Here is a 22,029-nt window from a genome sequence, read left to right as displayed (position 1 = left end):
ACCGTCCGCCGGCCGGTCGGCGGCGGTACGCCCGCCGACCGGCTCAGCCTGTCGGTAGGACGGGGGCGGGCTGAGCCGCGTCGGCGTCCGCCGCTGCCGGTTGCCCGTCGTCGGGCGGCTGCGGCGGTGCGATCCAGGTGACCAGCACCACCGAGATGATCATGAGGAGGAACCACGACGCGAGCTTCGCCGCCGAAACCGGATGCCAACCGCCCACCTGGCTCGGGTAGAGCCACGCGTTCGACCAGGTGGCGATGTTCTCCGCGAGCCAGATGAAGAAGGCGACGAGGAGGAAGGCCAGCAGCAGCGGCATGCGCCAGCGGAACCGGAAGATGCGGAACTGCATGACACACCGCCCGAACACCAGCGCGACGGCGGCGATGAGCAGCCATCGGATGTCGTGGAGGTAGTGGTTGGTGAAGAAGTTGGCATAGATGGCCGCCGCCACGACAGCTGTCACCCAGCGCCTCGGGTAGCGCACGAAACGCAGGTCGAACAGCCGGTTGACCCGGACCATGTAGGAGCCGACGGCGGCGTACATGAAGCCGCTGAACAGCGGCACCCCACCGAGCCGCAGCACGCCGTCCGGCTCGTAGGTCCACGAGCCGACGTGGGTCTTGAACAGTTCCATCACCGTGCCGACGACGTGGAACAGAACCACCACCCGCAGTTCGCGCAGGGTCTCCAGGCGTCCGGCCACCATGGCGACCTGGATGGCGACCGCGGCGAGAGTGAGGACGTCGTTGCGGGCCAGTGCCGCGTCGTCCGGGTACCACAGGTGCGCCGCGAGGATGACCGCCAGCATCGCCGCACCGAACACGCACGCCCAGGCCTGCTTCAGCCCGAAGACGGCGAACTCGGTCAGCCAGCCGGCCGGCCCGTTCCGGGGCAGCCGCGCCAGGATCGCGCGGAAGCGGGCATCGATGGCGCGTTCGGCCCTGGTCAGGCTGGCCGGTCCGGACGGGGTAGACATCGCCCCCGACGCTATCGTCCCGGCAGCTCAGGCGGGGCCGCCGGGGTGCCGTCGCGGCGACCGGTCAGCCGCGGCCTGGCGGCCGGTCCCCCGCCCCGCCCCCGAGAGAAACGGAGCGCGCACGACACCGGAGACGATCAGCAGTCCACAACCAGGCGTCAGACCCCTACGCCGGACCCCGACCACGGGCACACGCCACCCCGGCACCAACCACCGTGGACGGCGGCACGAGCAGACCGCGACCTCACTCCGGCGGCGAGATGGGCGCACCCCGAAACCAACGCAGCCGCCAGGACGCCAGCCGACACGCCCGAACCGCGACCCATCCTAACTGAGACGGCCAACACCAGCCGAAGCACCAACGACACCCGTCCGGTCGATCCACGGCCGGGCTTTGAGGTGCTGCCGCGCCGGCAAGCCGGCTTGCCCCCCGAATACCGTGGCGGAGCAGGGCGAACGAAACCAGCAAGCCCGCCGGCCCGCCGGTCATCCTCGGTCCGGCACCTTCGGTCGTCACCCCTCCCCGGTACCGCCGCGCCGCGCGCACGGATCCTTCTACCTACTAAAGCAAGCCCGCGCGCACCCGAACGAGTGACCAGTCCCAACACCAGCGGGACAACCAAGACCGATCGATAGAGTCACGAGCGTTGGAGCGGCGGGCACGGGTCGGGGGCTACATGCCACGCCCGCCGCTCCCGCAACCCCCCGAGGGGACCCAGCCCGGCAGGCCCGTCCTTCCTGCCGCCCGCGCGGGACGTGGTGACGGGCGACGAGCACTCCGGGACCGCCGCCCACGGCAGCGGGTCAGCCGTCGCCCGTCGCCAACTCACCGTTCCCGGTACAACTCCTCAAGGGCGGCGCGGATGGCTGGCACCGCTTCGGCGGGGTGATGGTCGGAGGGCAGGTGCTTGATTGCCGCATAGACCGTTTCATCGATGTCTTTGACGGTGAGATCGTCGGGTAGGCGTTGGAACCAGCGATAGCCGGTCGGCCGCTCAGGCAGTCCCACATCGCGCAGATAGGAGTTCGCGGCATCGTCGATGATTGCTTGATCATCCGCCGTTCGCGGCACAAAGAACGTGTGATCTCCGGTGCTGTCGCTGACCTGTACCTCGACTTGATGTTGTCGCGTCTCGGGGCACAGAGACAGGGTGGCCGGGTCGGCGAGGTAGCCGAGCATGGCATCCCAGCCGGACTCGCTCAACTCCCAGTACCTGCCATCAGGAGTGTCGATCGTGTCGCGGCGATCGGAGATGTCCGGCGGTGAACCAGGGAACGGCTGGGCCGCGTCCCAGGCGTTCGGTGCGGCGCTGGTATCGCCCATGCTGCTCCTCAGGAGGCTTCGCTACGGCACGGTCCCGGCCTCCCGGGAGAGGTCGGGACCGTGGTCAAGCGTTCGTATTCACCTGTGATGATAGGACGTCAGGGCGGACAGGATCAGAACTTGCAGGGGTCAGCGGTGGACCCGTAGCACTTGAAACGCGCCGTCTCCAAGGCGGGCAGGGTTCGGGCAGAGTAGCCGCCGGGGGTGAAGTCGGTGTTAAAGGCCGCGTAGTACGGCTTGGGGTTGACCAGGAAGTTGCCGTAGAGGGTCGGGCTGTTCCAACGCCAGTTCGTTCCACTGATGCGGCCCGGGTAGAGAGCGTGGTCGCCGCAGTTGGCGTCCGGCCAGTTGTCGATGACCTCGTAGCAGTTGATCCAGGAATCGCTGAAGGTCAGCGACGGGCCGTAGTCCCAGATCAGGGAGACGGTCCACCGGCCGCGCCGGCCCTGGAGGCTGTTGCGGATGATCACGTCGTAGCTGCCGATAACGCCGCTGCGGTCACCGTAGGTGGCGTTGCCCTTCGTCTCTCCGATGTAGCGCTGAACGTCGATGATGCGGTGACAGGTGCCGCTGCTCTCGCACCAGGTGTCGTAGTCGTCGGCGAGAACCGCAACCGGGCCGGAGGCCGGGGCGGTCGTGGCGGCGACGGGCGTGAAGGTGGTGGTGGGATTGCCCTGGGCGTCACGGCGGGTGCTGGTAAGGCCAGCGCTCGTGCAGATCCACTCCGGCGACTTCTGCTGCATGGCGAGCGCGATGCACGGCGCGAGAACCTTCTGAGCGCCGTCGTAGGTGTTCTTCTCGCCCTGGCCTGCCGCCGCCGGGGCTTCCAGGACCGTGATGCCGAATACGACGGCGAGAAGACCGGCGACGATTGCGCCGCCCCTTCTGAGACTGCGGATGTTCACGCTTTCCCCTCTCACACAACTATCGATGGTTGCAGATGCGAGAATCATTGCCGCATGCGGAAGGGTCAATCAACGCTCTGTCGCCTTGCTGACATTAATCGGAGTTTGTCGATTGCGGCAGGATGGAATGGCCGCACGGCGTCATTAATTCCGGCGGCGACAACGCTTGTGCATAATGGTTTAGTTCGCGCGACCTCTCTCCGGGTGGCGTGACTTCGGCCAACCCTAAAATCGATCAAACAACTCTTCGTCGCCTAGTGCGTCAGCGCGCAGCTTGGCCAGATCGTCCGCCGCATCACCCAGCAGCCCAGCCAGGTACACGAACAGGCTCACCCGATTCCGCTCGTACTCTGCCAGCAGCGCAATCTTCGCGTCTCCACAGGGCCACAGGTGGCCGCAGGCTCGACATAGCCAGATCGGCCGAATCGGCGTGTGCGGCCGGCGTGTCACGACGACCACCCCGACTCCGCCAACAGACGGTGCAACTCCCGACAGGCACACCCGGGGATCGGCTGGGCAAGGAGCTGCCGAATCTGCGCCTCCTTTTCCTGCTCCCTCAGCCGGCGCGCCAACGCATCCGTACGGCCCCACGCCGCCAGCAACGCACCCTCACACCCCAACGCCACATCACCGGCCATCCAGAACTCACGGGGCGCGAACTGGCACCCCACCTCCACATTGGCGATGGAGCTGCGCGACCAACGCACCAGGACCGCCAACCGGTCCTGAATCACACGCGCCGACCTCCGCGACTCCGCCAGGACACGCCCCAACATGCGACGAGACTCAGCAACCAGCTCAGGCGTCACCGAGTCCAGCGGGCTGGGAGCCGCAAGCGCCGCCAGGACGGAAGCGGTCACCACCCGCCTCCGCTCGCCTCAGGCGTACCAGCCTGCGGCCCATCCGGCGCACACTCCGCAGCGGTGCGCGCCGGCAGGCGTGACGATGCGTCCGCGACGGTCATCTACTTCGCCGCCAGCAACGCCGGAACAACGACACGACGCGCGCCGATCAACTGTGGCCGCGTTGCTCCGGGCACCCGCTTCGGCAGCCGTAGTGCGACGCTGAATACCTGCATGGCTCGACACTGCGTGCCGCTCAAGCGCGTCCTGCGCGGCGTCGATCTGCCCGCCGCCTGGATAGGTCGTCACCTTCTCACCACCTTTCGAGCTGGGTCGCGCACGCCGCGCGGGTCGGAGGGCCTGCGATCCCGCAACACACGCGCGGCGTGCCGACCGTTCACCCGCCCGCACGGAGCCAGCAGTCGCGTACGAACGGGAAGCTAAAGCGTTGTAACTGGCCGATCGCTTATCGTTAGCGACACGATCCCGAGACCCAGCGTCGGGCGACATGACGAAGGACGGATGTCGATATGCGTCCCATGCATGAACGCCACCGGTACTCGGATGGGATCTTGGAGTCGTACTGCCTACCATCAAGGTCCGGCTGCCACACAAGGACGCCACGATGACAGCGACCCACCAGACGCGGTACTGCCGCTGCGGCGCGCGTCTTGCCCGCGACAACACCAGCGGGCGCTGCTCGCCGTGCTCCTCCTACAGGCGGCAGCACCCCGAGGCCGCGCCCGAGGTGCCGGACGATTTCTGGGATGAGGTCGTACTCAGTGATGCCTTACGAAGCCGGCACATGGGCCGGATCATCCGAGCGTGGCGAACGCATCCCTACCACGGCCGGCATCCCATATCGCAGGATCAAGCCGCTTCCTGGGTGGGCATGAGCCAGGCTCAGCTAAGCCGGATTGAGAATGGTCCTCCCATGGTCCACCTTGATCGTCTGGTGGAATGGGCTGCTGCGCTGCGCGTACCGGCCGCCCGGTTGTGGTTCGCCATGCCGGCCGATATCAGTAAGCCGGACGAGAAAGAGAACAAAGTGAACCGGCGTCAGTTCTTCACGTCGACGGCAGTTGCGGCCACAAGCGGATTTCTATACGACCAGTCAACACCAGAGTTGTTCATTGGTGATCGCGAAGCCGTCGAGTGGTTCGCATGGCACCTCTGGCAGCACCGAAAGGATGAACTAGATCCTTCACACATTCCGCGGCCGATTGCTCTGCGCCTGGGCAGGCATCCGCATATCATGCGAACCACCGATGGAACATTCCGCTTCACAGACCCCGCACTGACAGACGTCCTGGTTGCCCACCGAGTATTCGGCGACATTGCGCAGGGCAGCGGAAACCTCCTCGCAACCGCGCAGACCAGCCACGCTACCGATCTGACCATCAGCGCACTGGCAGCCGACAACGAAGGGGCGCGACGAGGACTTGCGGCATGGATGCGCGGAGGCGCCACAGCGGTCCTAAGAGTCAACTCTGCCGGAATACTCGCCAAGGTCGGAACGTCAGAGCTAGGCGATGCAGCAATATGTGCGATCCGCAGTGACCAAGACGCCCGACACCTCTACCTCACCGCCGTCGCCAGCCGAGTTCTGGAGCTGCCCTGGGAGCGAGCAGCACACCTAGCCACTGGGACAGAAACGCAAGCGACCACGTGGACGCCCGGCGCGAGCGATGGCATGGAAGGGCGGGCATCGCGCCGCTTGGCGGTCGAGCTTGCGAATACCCGTGACGCCTCCGCCCGGTGGTGCAGCGCTGTACTGCTCGCCAATTGCTTTGACATCGAGGACGCCAGCGCTCGATCCGCGCTTATGTCCGCCGTTGAGGTAGAAACATGCCGCGAGAACCTGCGAGCGTACGCGGCAGTCTTGGCTGGCGTAACCCCCCTAGAGATTGGATAAGCGGATGAAACTGTTGAGCATCAAGCCCGGCCAAGAGGTAATCGAAACGCTCACGCGGCGAGCCGCAGAAGAAGGAATAGTGAACGGCGCTATCGTCTCTCTCATCGGTGCCGTCGATGAATGCGCGATCAGCAACATGCCCGCAACCGACGCCAGTACGGACATCGTCAGCGAGTATCGGCAACCGCTTGAGCTTAGCGGCACCGGAGAAATCCGTGACGGCAAAATCCATGTGCATGTGGTCCTCGGCCGAGAAGGCGACGCCGCACTTGCCGGCCACCTGCACTGGGCACGCGTCGAAACGTTCTTCGTCCACGCCTACACCCTTGCGATGCACGAGGAGTGACCAGCGCTTGACTGACCACTTGGTGGTCTATGTGAGTCCGAGTGAGCCCCCATCTGAGCCAGGACGCCACCGAACAGATCGACATTGACTCAGACTGAACACCACGGCGAGGGGTGCCTACCAGCATTGATAGGCACCCCTCAACGCGTACACGGACCAGCGATCACGCAGGAAATCCAACTCATAATCCCAGTACGGCCCGTCCGCCCACCACGGGCAGCCGCAGTTCGCTGTCGTGCGGGGTCACGCGCAGCCTCGTGCCGCCCAGCGGCAGCAGGGTGTACTCCTGGTCGGTGGAGAAGACGACCAGGCCGATCCGGTGGCCCGCCGGGAAGACGTGGTCCTTCGGCTCCAGGGTCCACCGGAAGTCGTACCGCTTGCCCTGCCTCAGCGGCTCGGTGCGGGCCGGGCCCTTGCGGTTCTGCGGGTCCATCCAGCCCCGGGTGACCACGGTCGGCGCGGTTGTGCCGCCGGCCGGACCGTAGTCGACGAGGTACGCGGTGAGGTTCGCGTCCGGCTTGTTGTCGATCGCCATCCGCAGCCGCATCTCCGGACGCCCCGAGATGCGGACGTCGCGGGTCAGCACGGGCGAGCGGTAGGCGAGCCGGTTGGGGCTCGCCGTGTCCGGGGCGGCCACCAGGGCGTCCGGGTGGATGGTCCGGCCCTCGTCGACGAAGCTCTGCTCGACCGTCGACCTCGGCGGCCGGCGCGTGCCGAGCGTGCCGGGGGCCGTCGCGTCGGTCGCGGCCAGCTTCAGCGCGACGTCCCGGGCGCCGGGGTCGGGCCAGTCCGCGTACGTGGTGTACGCCCGGTCCTCGCGCTGGAGCACCGCGGTCGGCTCGTCCATGACCCCGTTGGGTACGTTCCACAGCCAGTGGTCGAACCAGCGGTTCTCGGTCTGCTTGTACGTCCAGGTGCGGCCGTCGGGCAGGGTCACCGACGCGGTGCTGCCCGGGCCGCCGTGCCCACCCTGGTGCAGCCAGATCCTGCGGGGCACGTCCCGCCTGGCGAGCTCGTCCCACCAGCCGGCGAAGTGCTCGGTCTTCACGTTCCAGTCGTTGAGGCCGTGCACGACGAAGACGCTCGCCCGGACGTGCCGGGCGTCGAGGTGGTCGCGATCCCGCCAGAACGCCGTGTAGTCGCCGGTGACCCGGTCCTGCTCCGCCGTCAACCGGGCGATCTCGTCGGCGCAGGGGCCCTCGGCCCGCGCCCGGCCGGCGGTGAACCGGGCCAACACGTCGGTGTCCTCGCCCTGGAACGTCCCCGGCGCGACCACGAGGCCGTTGGCCCGGTAGTAGTCGTACCAGCTGCTGATCGCGGCGACCGGCACGATGGTCCGGAGCCCCGGGACACCGGTGGTGGCCACCTGGTTCGGCAGCGTGCCGTTGTAGGAGACGCCGGTCATGCCGACGGCGCCCGTGGTCCAGCCGGCGGTGACCGGTGCGCCGGTCGCGTCGTACCCCTTCGCCCGCCCGTTGAGCCAGTCGACGACCGCCCGGGTGCCGAGCGTCTCAGCCTGGTCGCCGCTGGTCGGGCAGCCGTCCGAGTCGCCGGTGCCGACGCTCTGGCCGAGCACCACGGCGTACCCGCGCGGCACGTAGTAGTCGTCCAGCGAGCCGGGCAGGTTGGCCCTGGCCACCGCGCGTTGGGCGTTTGGGTCGATCGCCCGCAGCCCCGAGCGGCGGGCCAGGCCGTTCTGCGGCAGGTCGTCCACCAGCACGCTCGGGTACGGCACGTCGGCCCAGACGCCCTTGCGGTACGGGCTGTGCTCGAAGATGACCGGCACCTTGAAGCCCTGGGTGGCGGTCTCCCGGGGCCGGGAGATGTCGATCGCCACCCGGTCCGGCCGGCCGTCGTGGTCGGTGTCCACCGGGGTCTCCACGTAGACCCGCTCCTCGATCGCGTCGGCGAGGGAGAACACCGGTTGGGTCAGGCCGTCCCGGACCACGATGCCGGGTGCGGCTGCCGCCGCCGGCTCGGCCGTCGCCGCAGCCGGGCTGCCGCTCAGGACCAGCGCGCCGGACACGCCGACCCCGATCAGTGCCAGCTGAGGGCGTCGACGCACGCGCGTCTCCCTTCGGTCGGGCTGGTGGCCGGAGCCGGCCAGAGGCGGACGGACATCGACAAACCTACATGCTAGGGCCTGTGCCGAAGCCCTCGGTCGAGCCGAGGCGGAGTTCAGGCGGGCGAGCGGGTTTAGTTTCCGGTCTGCCGGGTCAGTCGTTAGCCGGTGGGCAGTCGTCAGTCGCTCTGGAACGGTGAGGTGGTCGGGTCGTGAGCCTCTTGCGCAGGAAATCGGTCGAGCAGTCGATCCGGGACACCGAGCAGCCGGAGCACCAGCTCCGCAAGGAGCTGTCGGCACTGGACCTCACCGTCTTCGGCGTCGGCGTGATCATCGGTACGGGCATCTTCGTGCTCACCGGCGTGGCCGCCAACCGGTCCGCCGGACCGGCGGTGGCGCTGTCGTTCGTCCTGGCCGGTGTCGCCTGCGCGCTGGCGGCGCTGTGCTACGCGGAGTTCGCGTCCACGGTCCCGGTCGCGGGCAGCGCCTACACCTACTCGTACGCGGCGCTCGGCGAACTGGTCGCGTGGATCATCGGCTGGGACCTCATCCTCGAGTTCGTGCTGGCCGGAGCCGTGGTGGCGGTGGGCTGGTCGCAGTACCTCGCGGTGCTCCTGGAGACGCTCGGGGTGACGCTGCCCGCCGCCGTCACCGGCGGCGAGGGCGGCGTGTTCAACCTGCCCGCCACGCTCATCGTGCTGCTCCTCACCGCGGTCCTGGTCGCCGGCATCAAGATCTCGTCCCGGGTGAACGCCGTGGTGGTCGCCATCAAGGTGGCGGTGGTGCTCTTCGTGATCGCCGCCGGGCTGTTCTTCCTGAAGGGCGACAACTACGTGCCGTTCGTCCCGCCGGCCCAGCCGGCGGCGGGCGGAACCGGCGCCGAGGCAACCCTGCTGGAGGCCATCTTCGGGCAGGCGCCGGCCAACTTCGGCGTCAGCGGCATCTTCGCCGCGGCGGCACTCGTGTTCTTCGCGTTCATCGGCTTCGACATCGTGGCCACCGCGGCGGAGGAGACCCGGGTGCCGCAGCGTGACCTGCCCCGCGGAATCCTCGGTTCGCTGGCGATCTGCACCGCGCTCTACGTCGCCGTCTCGCTGGTGGTGGTGGGCATGCAGAACTACGCCGAGCTGGACACGGCGGCACCGCTGGCCGCGGCGTTCCAGGCGGTCGGCCAGCCCTTCTTCGCCAACCTGATCACCTTGGGCGCTCTCGCCGGACTGACCACCGTGGTCATGATCCTTATGCTGGGTCAGAGCCGGGTCGCGTTCGCCATGAGCCGGGACGGGTTGCTGCCGCGCTGGTTGAGCCGGGTGCATCCGCGCTACGGCACCCCGCACCGCATCACCGTCATCGTGGGCCTCCTGGTGGCCGTGCTCGCCGGGTTCGTCCCGCTGGAGGAACTCGCCGAGCTGGTCAACATCGGCACCCTGTTCGCGTTCGTTCTCGTCGCCGCGGCGGTCATCCTGCTGCGCCGTACCCGCCCGGACCTGCCGCGCGGCTTCCGCGTGCCCTGGGGGCCGGTGATACCGGTCCTCGCGATCGTCGCCTGCGTCGTGCTGATGCTGTTCCTCACCGTGGAGACCTGGCTGCGCTTCGTCGCCTGGATGGTCCTGGGACTGTTCGTCTACTTCCTGTACAGCCGCCGCAACAGCCGGCTCGCCCGCGGTGCGCAGGACGGCCCGCCGATGCCCGGCCGGCCGGACCTCGACACGGGGTTCGGCTCCGCGTCACCCCCGCCGCGGTAGGCCGGCCGCAGCCATCGACACCGCACGACCGCGCATTCCCGGACCTTCACCGACCGTGCTGTGATGGTGACTCTCCCTGGATCGGAAGGGTGTGCCGCACATGGATGATCTGAAGGTCGTGTCGCAGGACGAGTGGCTGGCCGTCCGCACGGAGCTGCTCGACCGGGAGAAGCACCTCACCCGGCTGCGGGACGAGGTGACCGCGCTGCGCCGCCGGATGCCGGCCGTCGTCGTCGAGAAGGACTACCGGTTCGCGGGACCGGACGGGCCGGTACGGCTCCGCGACATGTTCGAGGGACGACGGCAGCTCGTCGTCTACCACTTCATGTTCGACCCGAGCTGGAGCGAGGGGTGCACGAGCTGCTCGTTCCTGGTCGACAACCTGGGCCACCTCGCGCACCTGCACGCCGGTGACACCACGTTCGTCGCCGTCTCCCGCGCGCCGCTGTCGTCCATCGCTGCGTTCAAGGCCCGCATGGGCTGGACCTTCCCCTGGTACTCGTCCCACGGCAGCGACTTCAACTACGACTTCCACGTCACCCTCGACGAGGCGGTGGCGCCGGTGGCGTACAACTACAAGGACCGCGCGACCCTGGAGCGGGAGGGGCTGGCGCACCACCTGCACGGCGAGGCGCACGGGCTGAGCGTCTTCGTCGCCGACGCGGACGACCGGGTCCTGCACACCTACTCGACGTACGGCCGTGGTCTCGACGCGGTGCTCACCACCTACCACTACCTGGACCTGACCCCGCTGGGCCGGCAGCGGTACGTCAACGAGTTCCTCCACCACGACCGGTACGAGGGGGTCACCGCGGACGCCGGGCACTGCCACTGACGGCACGCCGGCCCGGCCCGGCCAACCGGCCGGGCCGGGGCCGCCGGCCCGGGCCGGCGTCGCGGAGTGCGCACATCACGAGGTGACGGTCGCGCCGCCCCGGTGTGACGATCCGGGGGTCGTTCGCCTACCGCGATCAGGAGGCCACCGCCATGAGTACCGGCTTGTCGATCGTGCTGTTCCCCGTCGCCCTGGGCATCGTCATGCTCGGTCTCGGGCTCACCCTCACCGTGGACGACTTCCGCCGCGTCGTGACCTACCCCCGGGCCGTCCTCGTCTCCCTGGTCTGCCAGATGCTGGTCCTGCCGGTCATCTGCCTGGGCCTGGTGGTCGCCGCCGGTCTGCGCGCGGAGCTGGCGGTCGGGATGATGCTGCTCGCCGCCTCGCCCGGCGGCAGCACGGCCAGCCTCTACAGTCACCTGTTCAAGGGCAACGTCGCGCTCAACGTCACCCTGACCGCCGTCAACTCGGTGCTCGCGCTGTTCACCCTGCCCCTGATCGTCAACCTGTCCGTGGCCGCGTTCATCGGCTCGGACAGCTCGATCGGCCTCCAGTTCGACAAGGTTCTCCAGGTGTTCGCGCTGGTCCTCATCCCGATCTCGATCGGGATGGCCGTCCGCCGGCACCGTCCCGACTTCGCCGCGCGCATGCAGCGCCCCGTGAAGATCCTCTCCATCGTGGTCCTCGTCGTGGTGCTCACCGGCGCGGTGATCGGCATCAAGGACGAGCTCGCCGCCACCGTCGGCGCCGTCGGCCTCGTCGCCCTGCTGTTCAACCTGGTCAGCCTGGCCATCGGGTACGCGGCGCCGCGCCTGTCCGGCGTCGGGCACCGGGAAGCCGTCGCGTCCTCGTTCGAGATCGGCATCCACAACGCGACCCTGGCCATCACGATCGCGCTGAGCCCGGCCCTGCTCGGCAACAACGACATCGCCATGCCGCCGGCCATCTACGGCACCGTGATGTTCTTCACCGCCGCCGTCTTCGGATTCGTCGCCGCCCGCCGTCCCCACGCCGACGCCACCCACCGGCAACGGACCACGGCGGCGTGATCCAGCCGGCAACCGGTCCCGCCGCCTCGCGGTGGAGCCGGCCGGCACGGTACGTCCCGGCGGTCCCACGAAGGGCAGGATGGACGTGTGGACATCGAGCCAATCGACTGCGCGCCCGAGCAGGCGTTTCCGCGAGCGATCCTCCGGCAGCGCTGGGAGGATCTCACCTTCCTGCACTGGGCGGTCGCACCGGATCTGGTGGCACCCCTGCTGCCGCCCGGCACCCGACCGGACACGGTGGACGGTTCGACCTACGTCGGTCTGATCGGCTTCCGCATGGTGGGGCTGGGCCTGGGCCGAGGGCCGGGGGTGCCGTACTTCGGCACCTTCTGGGAGACCAACGTGCGGCTGTACTCGGTCGACGACACCGGCCGGCGTGCCGTGGTGTTCCGCTCGCTCGACGCGTCCCGGTTGGTTCCGGTGCTGGTCGCCCGGGCGACACTGCGGCTGCCGTACCTCTGGTCGGCGATGCGCCTAACCCGCGACGGTGACCGTCTCACGTACCGGCTCCGGCGCCGCTGGCCCGGTCCGGCTGGCACGACGAGCCGGATGGCGGTCCGGGTGGGCGAGCGGGTCGTCGACCCGACCCCGCTGGAGCACTTCGTCACCGCCCGGTGGGGTCTGCACACCCGGGCGTGGGGCCGCACCCTGCACCTGCCGAACTGGCACCCCCGCTGGCCGTTGCACCGGGCCGAGCTGCTGCATCTGGACGACGAGCTGGTCACCGCCGCCGGGCTTCCGCCGCCGACGGCGCATCCGGTCAGCGTGCTCTACTCGCCGGGTGTCCCGGTCCGGTTCGGCCCACCGGTCGGCCTGCGGAGCTGACCGTCACGGCCCCGCCGGGTCGGCGTCGGCCGTCGGCTCCGCGTGGGCGAGGAGAGCGGCCAGCTCGGCGGGGGAGTGGGGTCGGGCCCTCAGCGGTCGGCGAGGCCACAGTTGACATTGTGGCGTCGCCGACCGTAGCGTCCGGGGCGACGATGTGTGCGGAAGCCGGTGCAATTCCGGCACGGTCGCGCCACTGTGACCGCGTCCACCCCGTAGGCAAGGGGTGACGCGGAAGTCAGACCCGCCACCGTCACCGGAACCCGTTGTGGGACGCGTGATCCCGAGGAGGTTGCCCGTGTCCAGCCCGTCTTCCGCCCTGCCCCGCCCGGTCACCCCGCCCGTCGCCATTCCGTGGCGTGAGCTGCAGCCGTGGCTGCTCTTCGGCACGGTGCTGGCCCTCGTGCTGCTCTACTTCGTCGGCACCGAGCAGGGTGTCTTCCAGGTGGTCAGCGGTGCGAACGTGCACGAGTTCCTGCACGACGGCCGTCACCTGCTCGGCTTCCCCTGCCACTGACGGGCGGGTCCGAAACCATGCTGTCACCCCGCGCCCTGCTCGTCCGCGGCATGCTCGCCGGCCTCGCCGCCGGACTCCTGGCATTCGTGTTCGCCCACTTCGTCGGTGAAGGTCCGATCGACCAGGCGATCGCATTCGAGGAGGCCAACGCCGCACCGGAGCCGGCCGTGGCCGGCGAGCCGGAGGGCATCAGCCGGACGGTGCAGAGCACCGTCGGCCTGCTCACCGCGTCGCTCATCTACGCCGTCGCCCTCGGCGGGATCTTCGCGATGGTGTTCGCCGCCGCCTACGGGCGGATCGGTCGGTTCGGCCCGCGGGCGACCGCGGTGCTGGTCGCGCTCACCGGGTTCGTGGTGGTCGCGCTGGTGCCGTGGCTCAAGTACCCGGCCAACCCGCCGGCGACCGGCGACCCCGACACCATCGGTCGACGCACCTCGCTGTTCTTCCTGGTGATGGTGATCGCGCTCGCCGGGGTGGCGCTCGGCGGATACCTCGGCCGAGCGCAGGTCGCCCGGCTCGGCACCTGGAACGCGGGCCTCGTCGGAGCCGGCGCGTTCGTCCTGGTCGTCGGGCTCGCGCTGGCGCTGCTGCCCTCGATCGAGGAGGTCCCGGAAGGCTTCTCGCCGATCCTGCTCTGGAACTTCCGGCTGGCGTCGCTGGGTACCCAACTCGTCGTGTGGACGACGCTCGGCCTGGTCTTCGGCCTGCTGGCCGAGCGGGGCGCACGCCTGTCGCGGCAGCCGGTGCCCGTGGCCGCCGGCCGGTAGGTGGCAGCGCCGCCGCGACCGCCGTCCGAACCACGCGACGCCCGGCAGGCGCTGGCGGCGGCCTCCGTGCTGGGCCCCTTCTTCGCCTGGTCCCCGTGGTTCGACCGGGCGGGCTGGCGGCCACTGACCGACCTGCTCGACGGCGACGTCCTCGCCGAGCGGGTGGACGCGGCGGCCACCACGCTGCGTACGCGGTGCGATCTGCCGGCGGACGCCGTGCCGGTGCGCGTCGTCGCGTCGGTCACCTTCCTGGGCCTGGCGGCGCGGCTGGTGTCCCCGCCGCTCGGGGCGGCTGTCGTGGGTGGTGCCCTGCCGATCGCGGGCCCGGAAGACCTCTGGTGGCGTCCACCCACAGCCGGGCCCTGGCCGCTCGCGCACGGCCCGCTCGACGTGCTGCCCACCGGCGACCTGGACGATCGTTCGGTCTCGGCGGCGCTGGTCGAGACCGCGGCGCAGGGCCCGGTGCGACTGCTGCTGGACGCATTCCGAGCCCGGTTCCGACTGTCACCGCAGGTCCTGTGGGGCAACGTCGCCTCCGCCCTGGCGGGCGCTGCCGGGGTGCTCGCCGATGCCGCGCCGGCGCACGCCGAGCGGGCCGGCGCGGTCCTGGCGGGGGCGCTGGAGCTGCCGCCGCTTGCCGGCACCGGCAACCTGGTCCGGCCGGATCCGAACCGGGCCCGGTGGTTTCTGGTGCGGCGAAACTGCTGCCTCTACTACCGCATTCCGGGCGGCGGAACGTGCGGTGACTGCGTGTTGACGTCCCCGGCGCAGCGGTGGCGGCACTGGCGGTCGGTACTGGCCGGGCCGGCGAAGCCGCCGGCGTGAACCGTGGCCGTGTGCCCGGCCGGGGCGGTTCACCCGGTTGACCGCGCGGTCGTGGGCGGCGGCGCCGCGCGTTGCGCCGCCGCCACCGTCGCCGCGACGCCTGCTGCCGTCAGCGCCCTCGCCTTCCGGGCCGTCAGCGCGAGTAGTGCTCGACGACGAGCTGTTCCTGGCAGACCACCGGCACCTCCGGCCGCAGCGGCAGCCGGACCAGCCGTACGGTCAGGGCAGCGAGGTCCACCGCCAGGTAGGGCGCGGGGCGCTCCGGAGCGTGCGCGCCGGCCGCGGCGGCGAGGAATGGCGGCTTCGTGCGGCTGCCGGCCGCGACGGCGATGACGTCACCCGGGCGCAGCCGCGCCGACGGGCGGTCGACCCGGTGCCCGTTCACGGTCACGTGCCGGTGCGTCACCACCTGCCGGGCCTGGTAGATCGTCCGGGCCAGGCCGGCCCGCAGCACCAGCGCGTCCAACCGGGTCTCCAGGTCGACGATGAGCGCCTCGCCCGTCTTGCCCTCGAGCCGGGCGACCCGGGTGAACGCCCGCCGCAGTTGTCCCTCGCTGAGGTCGTACTGCGCCTTGAGCCGCTGCTTCTCCAGCAGGCGGATCTTGTAGTCGCTGGTGCTCTTGCGGGCCCGGCCGTGCTGGCCGGGTGGGAACGGGCGGCGTTCGAAGTAGCGCACGCACTTCGGGGTCAAGGGGATGCCGAGGGCGCGGGATCGCTTGACCTTGGGGCGGGACTGGTTCACGCTTCACCTCTCTACTAAGGTTAGCCTAACCTAATAGGAGGTGGCAGGTTGAGCAACACTGACCCCGACGCTCCCGCGCGGCGGCTGCGTTCGATCCTCGCCGGGGCCTCGTCGCTGGCGCTGCGGACGCCCGGGCACCGGGCGGATCTCGTCGGCCGGCACTGCCTGGACGGGAGCGGCCGGGTCCGGATCGACCTGCCGGTCGACAGCCGGCTGGCCGCCGACATCGCCCAGCAGCGCGAGGTCGTGGCGATCGTCGAGGTCACCGACCTGGCGCCGACCCCGGTCCGGGAGCGGGTCCGGGGCCGCGCAACGCTCAGCGGCTGGCTCACCCCGGCCGCCGTCCGGGACACCGGGGACGGCCAGGACCTGACGGTGGTGCTCGACCTCGCCGCCGCCGAGCTCAGCGTCGGCGGGGCCGCCACGACGGTCGACCCCGCCGAGTTCGCCGCCGCCGAACCGGACCCGCTCGCCGCCGACGAGGCGGAGCTGCTCTGCCACCTCGACAGCCACCACCCCCGGACGATCGAACAGCTCTGCTCCCTGGTCGACACGCCACCGGCACGGCGTGCGGCGGGTCGTCCCGGTCCGCCTCGACCGTCACGGCCTCGTGCTCCGGCTGGAGCGCGCGAGCAGCCACCGCGACGTCCGGCTCGGATTCGCCCCCGCGCTGCGCCACCCGGACGAGCTCGGCGGGCGCATCGCCGCGCTGCTCGACCACGGCTGCCATCGCCGCCTCCGGACGCGACCGAGCTGACCCGACCGGCGGCCCGGTCATGGCCGGTACGGTCGGGCCGCCCACTCGGCGGCCACCCGGTGCGGGTCGCCGGTCCGGAACTCCGGCGGCTCGTGCAGCAGGAAGTCCCGGTGGCTGATGTTCCAGGCGTACGCCCCGGCCATGGCGAAGACCAGCACGTCCCCCACACCGATCGGCCCCGCCGTGGCCGACCGGGACAGGACGTCCCGGGGGGTGCAGAGCTGCCCGACCACGGTGACCGGCCCGCCGTCGGTGCGGGGGCCGTCGGCGTCCCGCCGACGGTGCACCGTGAACGGTTGCGGATGCCCCTTCGCCGCGGGCGTGCGCAGGTGGTGCGTGCCGCCCTCCACCACCACGAACCACTCGCCGCGCGAGCGCTTCACATCGACCACCTCGGCGAGGTACGCCCCGCAGTAGGCGGTCACCGACCGCCCCGGCTCGACGCGCAGCCGCAGCCGCGGGTGTGCGTCGAGGACGTCCGCCAGCGCCCGGCCGTAGCCCACCCAGTCGAACCGTGCCGCCGGGTCGGCGTAGTCGACGGCCATGCCGCCGCCCACGTCGACCTCCGTGGCCCCCACCTCGGCGACCGACCAGCGGACCACGGCGGCGGCGACCGCCCCGGCGAGCGCGGCGTCCAGCCCGCTGGCCAGGTGGGCGTGGACGCCCCGCACCTCGACGCCGGTGGGCGGACGGCGGACGCACTCCACCGCGTCGGCCGGGTCCATCCCGAACGGGCTGGGCCCGCCGCCCATGACCAGGCTCGCCCCGGGGGCGGCCACCGGGAGGTTCACCCGGAGCAGCACCCGGGCGGACGTGCCCGCCGCGGCGGCCAGCGCGCCGAGGCGCCGCAGCTCGGCCGGCGACTCGACGTGGACGCGGTCCACCCCGGCGGCCAGGGCGGCGGCGAGGTCCTCGTCGGTCTTGCCGGGCCCGGCGTACGCGGCCGGCGCCCGTCCGGGCAGCACCTCGGCCATCCGCCGCAGCTCGCCGCGGCTGGCCGTCTCGAACCCGTCGACGACCGGAGCGAGGGTCCGCAGCACACCCGGGTCCGGGTTCGCCTTGACGGCGTACAGCAGCTCGACCCGGCGCGGCAGGGCGGCCCGGACGGACCGGACGTGCGCGGCCAGCCCGTCGAGGTCGTGCACGTACACCGGCCGGGTCACCGCGGTCCACCGAACGGGTTCGGCACCGGCACGAACGGCGCGGCGCGGTCGGCGTCGCGCCGCCACCGGACCAGGAGGTTCGCCTTGGCCACCAGTGGCTCGCCGCGCAGCAGCGCACGCAGTTCGGGAGGATCGCCGAGGTCGGCGGCCACCGCCTCGACCACCGCACCGACCTCCCGCCACAGCAGCGGCTCGATGCCCGGCCGCGCATCGGCGAGCGCGCCGCAGATCCCGGCCAGGTGGTTGACGAACAGGCAGTAGACGACGCGGCGGCGGGCGTCCCGGGGCCCGTACGCGGCCTGCGACGGGACGCCGGCCGGCCAGCCGGCCCACCGGCTCGTGTCCAGCTTGACCCCCTCCAGGTCGCGCAGCAGCATCCGCACCGGGCGGCGTTCGGCGTCGAGCACCGCGACCACGTTCTGCAGGTGCGCCTCGTGTACGACGCCGTGCCGGAGCCAGCTGCCCAGCACCGCCGGCACCAGCAGCCCGACGTACGCCCGCCACCAGCTCACCGGGTCCGCCACCGGGAGCGGCGTGGCGGCCAGCGCCGCCGCCAGCAACGGGGTGTCCCCCGGCTCCAGGTGAGGGCGCAGACCGGTGCGCAGGATCGTGCCGTACGCCTCGTCGGCGTCCGGAGCGTCGACCGTGCGACAGGCGGGCTCGGCGAGCAGCCCGACCCCGGGCGGCATGGGCAGGCGGGACAGCAGCTCGGTCAGGGCGACCGCTCCGGTGAGCTCGTACCGCGCGTTCTTGCGCAGGCAGTTGGTGATCCGCACGTGCAGGCTGGCCTTGACGAACACGTCGGCCTCGGGGGCGTAGAGGGTGCGGACGCTCGCCGTCGGGCGTACCGGGACGCCGGCCGGGCCCAGCCGGCGGACCCGGGGATGTGCCGGCGGAACCAGCGCCAGCTGCCAGGGATGCACGGGCAGCACCCGGTGCCCGGCCGGCGGGCGCGGGGGGTCGAGGCCCGCCAGCAGCGCATCGAACGGCCCGGCGCCCGCGACCAGGTCGTCCGGCACCGCGAGCCAGTGCAGCCGGAACGCGGAGCGAAGCTCCGGCGCGTACGCCCGCCAGCTGTCCGGGTCGCCGCTGCGCCACTTGGGGGCGGGATGGTACGGGTGGCCGAAGAGCAGCGACTGTTCGGATTCCACGTACGCGTCGACGGCGGGCTCCCCGGTGGGGGTGGGATCCCGGTCCGGCCGATCGGCCAGCAGCCGGGTCACCGCGTCCCGGCTGGCCCGCACCTGCCCGACGAACTCGTCGTTCGTCCGGCCGGTGCGGGCGGTGAGTTCCGCGGCGACCAGCCCGGCCAGCCGGCCCGCGTCCACGTCCGTCCACCGGTCGCCGTCGAGCCGCAGCTGCACCGGGCCGGCGTAGCGGTGCGCGCCGAGCGGTGACACCCGGGCGGTGGCGCAGCGCAGCGTCGCGTCGGAGTTCCGTAGCCGCAGCACCACCGCGCCCCCGCCCACGGTCACGTCGCCGTCGGGCAGGGCGATCTCGCGTACCAGGCAGCCGAGGACGGCGTGGGCGGCGGCCAGGTCGGCGCGCCGGTCGGTGTCGAGGCAGTGCCCAGGTCGCGACACCGTGTCCGTCATGGCGTCTCCCGCAGGTAGTTCGGGCCGGTACGCCGGTAGTACTTGTTGACGTCGGCGCAGCCGAGCCGCTGCTTCGGTAACAGGGTGCCGGCGGTGAGCATCGCCTTGACCGGAAGCCGGGCGGCGCGTAACACCCGCTCGGTGAAGAACCGTGCCGCCGGCCCGTCGCCCCAGCGGTCGCGGGCCGCCGCCAGCCTCGGTGCCAGCGCGGCGGCCGGCGACGGTACCGGCAGCCCGCGCGCGGCGAGGGCGAGCAGGGGTGCCGCCGCGGCCAGGTGCAGGGTGATGGTGATGAACACGTCGGCCAGCTCCTGCGGATCGCGTGCCCACATCCGCCCGTCCCGCAGCGGTGGTCCGTCGGGCCCGCGATGGCGCGGGTCCAGCCGCGCGCCGTCGTTGTCCTTGTAGAGCAGGCCGACCGTCCCGTCCGGATGCACCAGCAGGTGAATGTTCTGCGGGTGGGCCTCGAGGGCCACCCCGTACCGTAGCCAGAGGCACACGTGCCAGTCGAGCAGCAGGTCCAGGTAGGACTCCACGACTGCCACCGGTTCGCCGAGCCGTTCGAGCACGGTGCCCGCCTGCGGATCGGGCGCGGCGAGGGCCGCGACCGGCACCACCCGGACCCCGGCCAGGTCGCGCGGGAAGCGGCGGAGCAGGAAGCTGAGCCGCTCGTCGCCGCCCGCGTCACCGTAGGTGCCCTCGTCGGCGTGCCGGATCCGGCCGGCGAAGGCCGGTTCCGCGCCGGCGATCCGGTCGAGCAGCCCGGCGACCGCCGCGCCGTCGGCGAGAGTGTCGGGATGCAGGGTCCGTCGGTTCCGCGCGCCGAGGGTCGCGGTCGGCAGCGGCAGCTTCAGATGGGTGTACGGGTCCTGCGCGAGCGCCACGGTCCGCATGGAGAGGGTGGGCCGTACGGTGATCGCCGGCCGGTCGGTCGCCGGCAGCCGGTAGCGTTCCGCGGTGAGCGGGTGCACCGGCATCAGCACCCGGTCGGGCCGCCGGGCCGGCGGCCACCAGCCGGGCAGGTCGCCGGTGAGCCGCACCGCCCCGGCGCGAGCGGCGTACCAGCGCAGGGTGAAGCGGGGTGCGTGTTCGGGGGCGTAGCGGCGTAGTTCTTCGTCACCGAGCCCGTGCCGGCAGCGGTCGGTGGGGTAGACCGGATGGCCGGCGTACGCGGCGAGCACGTCGTCGAGCAGCGCCGCCGGCATGCCGGCGGGGGTTTCCGCGCGTTCGGCCGCGACGGCGGCGAGCACCCGCCGCCGGGCCCCGGCGGCGAGCCGGCGGGCCGCGAGGTCGGCCCGGCACTCGACGGTGAACGCCGCCCAGCCGGATTCGGCCTCCGGGTCGTCGGGCGGGGCGAGCAGTGCCAGGAGACCGTCCACGGTGTCCACGTCGCGGACGGTCCCATCGGCGAGGACGTGCAGCACGGGCGCGGCGCTGCGGAGGGCCTGCTGGAAACCGTCCGCGCGGACCGGGATGCGCAGCAGCCCGGCCGGGTGCCGCGCCGCCCACCAGCCGGGGCCGTCCGGTCGGCCGCGGCTGGACAGACCGAGGTGGTCCTCGCGCAGCAGGGCGTCGAGCACCCGGCGGAAAACCTGCCGTTCGCTGTCGTCGGTCATGCGACGATCGTCCACCGCAGGCCGCGTCGGAAGGCGGCCAGCGCGGTCCGGACGGTCTCCCGGTCGGGGCCGATGGCGTGCAGCGCCGCGAGGTAGTCGCGGTTGGTGCCGGTGCGGTGGGCGACCCGGCCCACCTCGCGCAGGGGCCGGCAGGCCAGCCGGACGCCGTCCCGGACGGTGTCCAGCCGGCCGGGAGCGGCGGTGAGCCGGCCGGACCGGTCGGCGCAGACGTACTCGACGCGGGCGTGCCGGGCGACCGCGGCCGGTACGGGCAGGTCGAGGGCGGTCAGCGGCTCACCGAGGTGCAGCCGGATGACGTGTTCGAACAGCGGCACGCCGAGCAGTTCGGCGAGGATCAGGTCCATCCGGTCGCCGATCAGGCGGTAGTTCACCTCGATCAGCCGCACCCGGCCGTCCTGGACGACGTACTCGGTGTGGCAGGCGCCGAAGCGTACGCCGAGCACGTCGAGCCGGGCCCGTAGCTCGACGTCGTCCCGTTCCGCCGGGGGAGACCAGTCGAGGGTCGTCTCGGTGAACGTCGGTGGCGGGCCGAGGCCGGTGTGCCACCCGCCGAGGACGGCGAGGCCGGCGGCGTCGCCGAGGGTGTCGTACGTCCGCAGCTCACCGGCCAGGTACTCCTCGACCACCAGCGCGACCTCGGGCCGGCGGCGGCGGATCCCGTCGATCCGCGCGGCCAGCTCGCCGGGGTCGGTCACCAGATAGGCGTCCTCGCTGGCGACGCCGTCGCGGGGCTTGACCACGGCGGGGAACATCGCCTCCGGCACGTCGGGTGCCGTGCCGGGGTCGACGGCGACGGCGCGGACCAGGTCGAACCCGGCGGCGGCGACAGCGCGGCGGGCCGCGGCCTTGTCCTTGCAGAGCCGGGCGGCGTCGGGGTCCTTGCCGGGCAGGCCGAGCTTGCGGGCGGCGATCGCGGTCGGTTCCTGGAGGTGGTCGCTGTTGGACAGCAGCGCCGCCGGTCGGACCGCCGCCGTGACGACGGCGGTCGCGTCGCGGACGGCGCACCGGGCTACCGGTGTGCCGGCGGGCCACTGCTCGGGCCGGTCGGTCAGCACGGTGACCGGCAGTCCGAGTGAGGCGGCCGCCGGGAGGAATCCTTCCAGGACGGCGTCGGTGGGGTTGAGCGCGGTGAGGTACAGCCGCATCCCGCCTCCGTCGACTGGCCGATCATGCTGATTAGGGCAGCCTACCCTAATGTTCCTGGTCTG

The 22,029-nt window shown here is 71.5% G+C and carries 20 protein-coding genes, 1 pseudogene and 1 riboswitch; of the genes and pseudogenes, 10 read left to right on the top strand and 11 right to left on the bottom strand.

What is annotated here, in order from left to right; translation table 11 throughout:
* Positions 1 to 43 precede the first annotated feature (43 nt).
* From AB0873_RS11480 to AB0873_RS11460, 5 genes are all read right to left on the bottom strand, one after another.
* Positions 44 to 973 (bottom strand): DUF817 domain-containing protein, encoded by a 930-nt coding sequence (locus AB0873_RS11480; protein ID WP_366599580.1) that lies wholly within the window; start codon positions 971 to 973, stop codon positions 44 to 46.
* A gap of 826 nt (positions 974 to 1,799) precedes the next feature.
* Positions 1,800 to 2,297, bottom strand: a complete 498-nt coding sequence (locus AB0873_RS11475) for a DUF5956 family protein (RefSeq protein ID WP_366599579.1) — start codon at positions 2,295 to 2,297, stop codon at positions 1,800 to 1,802.
* A 113-nt stretch (positions 2,298 to 2,410) separates the two neighbouring features.
* On the bottom strand, positions 2,411 to 3,202 hold the full coding sequence (locus AB0873_RS11470) for a hypothetical protein (protein ID WP_366599578.1): 792 nt from the start codon (positions 3,200 to 3,202) through the stop codon (positions 2,411 to 2,413).
* A gap of 225 nt (positions 3,203 to 3,427) precedes the next feature.
* A complete protein-coding gene (locus AB0873_RS11465; protein ID WP_366599577.1) occupies positions 3,428 to 3,661 on the bottom strand; it encodes a hypothetical protein in 234 nt (77 codons plus the stop codon).
* Entirely contained in the window at positions 3,649 to 3,978 is a 330-nt protein-coding gene (locus AB0873_RS11460) for a helix-turn-helix domain-containing protein (RefSeq protein WP_366599754.1), read from the bottom strand. Before AB0873_RS11460 ends, AB0873_RS11465 begins: the two co-directional genes overlap by 13 nt.
* 691 nt (positions 3,979 to 4,669) lie before the next feature.
* On the opposite strand from AB0873_RS11460, the gene AB0873_RS11455 reads away from it, so the two are divergent.
* Positions 4,670 to 5,959: a helix-turn-helix transcriptional regulator gene (locus tag AB0873_RS11455; RefSeq protein WP_366599576.1), complete on the top strand. Its 1,290-nt coding sequence runs from the start codon at positions 4,670 to 4,672 to the stop codon at positions 5,957 to 5,959.
* Positions 5,960 to 5,963: 4 nt separating this feature from the next.
* On the top strand, positions 5,964 to 6,305 hold the full coding sequence (locus AB0873_RS11450; protein ID WP_366599575.1) for a PPC domain-containing DNA-binding protein: 342 nt from the start codon (positions 5,964 to 5,966) through the stop codon (positions 6,303 to 6,305).
* Between the two features lie 181 nt (positions 6,306 to 6,486).
* Here AB0873_RS11450 and AB0873_RS11445 read toward each other — a convergent pair whose 3' ends face one another.
* Positions 6,487 to 8,370 (bottom strand): Xaa-Pro dipeptidyl-peptidase, encoded by a 1,884-nt coding sequence (locus AB0873_RS11445; RefSeq protein WP_366599574.1) that lies wholly within the window; start codon positions 8,368 to 8,370, stop codon positions 6,487 to 6,489.
* A 209-nt stretch (positions 8,371 to 8,579) separates the two neighbouring features.
* Between AB0873_RS11445 and AB0873_RS11440 the strand changes: the two genes are divergently transcribed.
* The 7 genes from AB0873_RS11440 to AB0873_RS11410 all read left to right on the top strand — a co-directional run bounded on the left by AB0873_RS11440 (position 8,580) and on the right by AB0873_RS11410 (position 14,927).
* On the top strand, positions 8,580 to 10,112 hold the full coding sequence (locus AB0873_RS11440) for an amino acid permease (RefSeq protein WP_155331636.1): 1,533 nt from the start codon (positions 8,580 to 8,582) through the stop codon (positions 10,110 to 10,112).
* A 100-nt stretch (positions 10,113 to 10,212) separates the two neighbouring features.
* The gene (locus AB0873_RS11435) at positions 10,213 to 10,947 is read left to right on the top strand and encodes a DUF899 domain-containing protein (RefSeq protein WP_366599573.1); all 735 of its coding nucleotides are present in this window, start codon (positions 10,213 to 10,215) and stop codon (positions 10,945 to 10,947) included.
* 152 nt (positions 10,948 to 11,099) lie between these two features.
* Positions 11,100 to 11,996 (top strand): bile acid:sodium symporter family protein, encoded by an 897-nt coding sequence (locus tag AB0873_RS11430; RefSeq protein ID WP_366599572.1) that lies wholly within the window; start codon positions 11,100 to 11,102, stop codon positions 11,994 to 11,996.
* Positions 11,997 to 12,083: 87 nt separating this feature from the next.
* Positions 12,084 to 12,821 (top strand): DUF2071 domain-containing protein, encoded by a 738-nt coding sequence (locus AB0873_RS11425; protein ID WP_366599571.1) that lies wholly within the window; start codon positions 12,084 to 12,086, stop codon positions 12,819 to 12,821.
* Between the two features lie 103 nt (positions 12,822 to 12,924).
* Positions 12,925 to 13,085, top strand: a riboswitch (cobalamin riboswitch).
* A gap of 31 nt (positions 13,086 to 13,116) precedes the next feature.
* Complete coding sequence (locus AB0873_RS11420) at positions 13,117 to 13,335, top strand: CbtB domain-containing protein (protein WP_366599569.1); 219 nt, start codon at positions 13,117 to 13,119, stop codon at positions 13,333 to 13,335.
* A gap of 17 nt (positions 13,336 to 13,352) precedes the next feature.
* Complete coding sequence (locus tag AB0873_RS11415) at positions 13,353 to 14,102, top strand: CbtA family protein (protein ID WP_366599568.1); 750 nt, start codon at positions 13,353 to 13,355, stop codon at positions 14,100 to 14,102.
* Complete coding sequence (locus AB0873_RS11410; protein ID WP_366599567.1) at positions 14,103 to 14,927, top strand: (2Fe-2S)-binding protein; 825 nt, start codon at positions 14,103 to 14,105, stop codon at positions 14,925 to 14,927. It begins immediately after the preceding gene.
* Positions 14,928 to 15,060: 133 nt separating this feature from the next.
* On the opposite strand, the gene rpsD is transcribed toward AB0873_RS11410, so the two are convergent.
* Entirely contained in the window at positions 15,061 to 15,669 is a 609-nt protein-coding gene (rpsD, locus tag AB0873_RS11405; RefSeq protein ID WP_366599566.1) for a 30S ribosomal protein S4, read from the bottom strand.
* A 33-nt stretch (positions 15,670 to 15,702) separates the two neighbouring features.
* On the opposite strand from rpsD, the pseudogene AB0873_RS11400 reads away from it, so the two are divergent.
* Positions 15,703 to 16,426: pseudogene (locus AB0873_RS11400) on the top strand (DUF2470 domain-containing protein).
* 17 nt (positions 16,427 to 16,443) lie between these two features.
* On the opposite strand, the gene AB0873_RS11395 reads toward AB0873_RS11400, so the two are convergent.
* From AB0873_RS11395 to AB0873_RS11380, 4 genes are read right to left on the bottom strand one after another with little or no spacing between them, the layout of a single operon-like run.
* The gene (locus AB0873_RS11395; RefSeq protein ID WP_366599565.1) at positions 16,444 to 17,589 is read right to left on the bottom strand and encodes an alanine racemase; all 1,146 of its coding nucleotides are present in this window, start codon (positions 17,587 to 17,589) and stop codon (positions 16,444 to 16,446) included.
* Positions 17,586 to 19,184, bottom strand: a complete 1,599-nt coding sequence (locus tag AB0873_RS11390) for an IucA/IucC family protein (RefSeq protein ID WP_366599564.1) — start codon at positions 19,182 to 19,184, stop codon at positions 17,586 to 17,588. The genes AB0873_RS11395 and AB0873_RS11390 overlap by 4 nt, the downstream gene beginning before the upstream one ends.
* On the bottom strand, positions 19,181 to 20,800 hold the full coding sequence (locus AB0873_RS11385; protein ID WP_366599563.1) for an IucA/IucC family protein: 1,620 nt from the start codon (positions 20,798 to 20,800) through the stop codon (positions 19,181 to 19,183). The genes AB0873_RS11390 and AB0873_RS11385 overlap by 4 nt, the downstream gene beginning before the upstream one ends.
* Positions 20,797 to 21,966: a siderophore biosynthesis protein gene (locus AB0873_RS11380; protein WP_366599562.1), complete on the bottom strand. Its 1,170-nt coding sequence runs from the start codon at positions 21,964 to 21,966 to the stop codon at positions 20,797 to 20,799. The genes AB0873_RS11385 and AB0873_RS11380 overlap by 4 nt, the downstream gene beginning before the upstream one ends.
* Positions 21,967 to 22,029: the final 63 nt, after the last annotated feature.

The organism is Micromonospora sp. NPDC047707, from assembly GCF_040704235.1.
Taxonomy (GTDB): Bacteria; Actinomycetota; Actinomycetes; order Mycobacteriales; family Micromonosporaceae; genus Micromonospora.
This window is presented reverse-complemented; position numbering and strand designations above follow the sequence as displayed.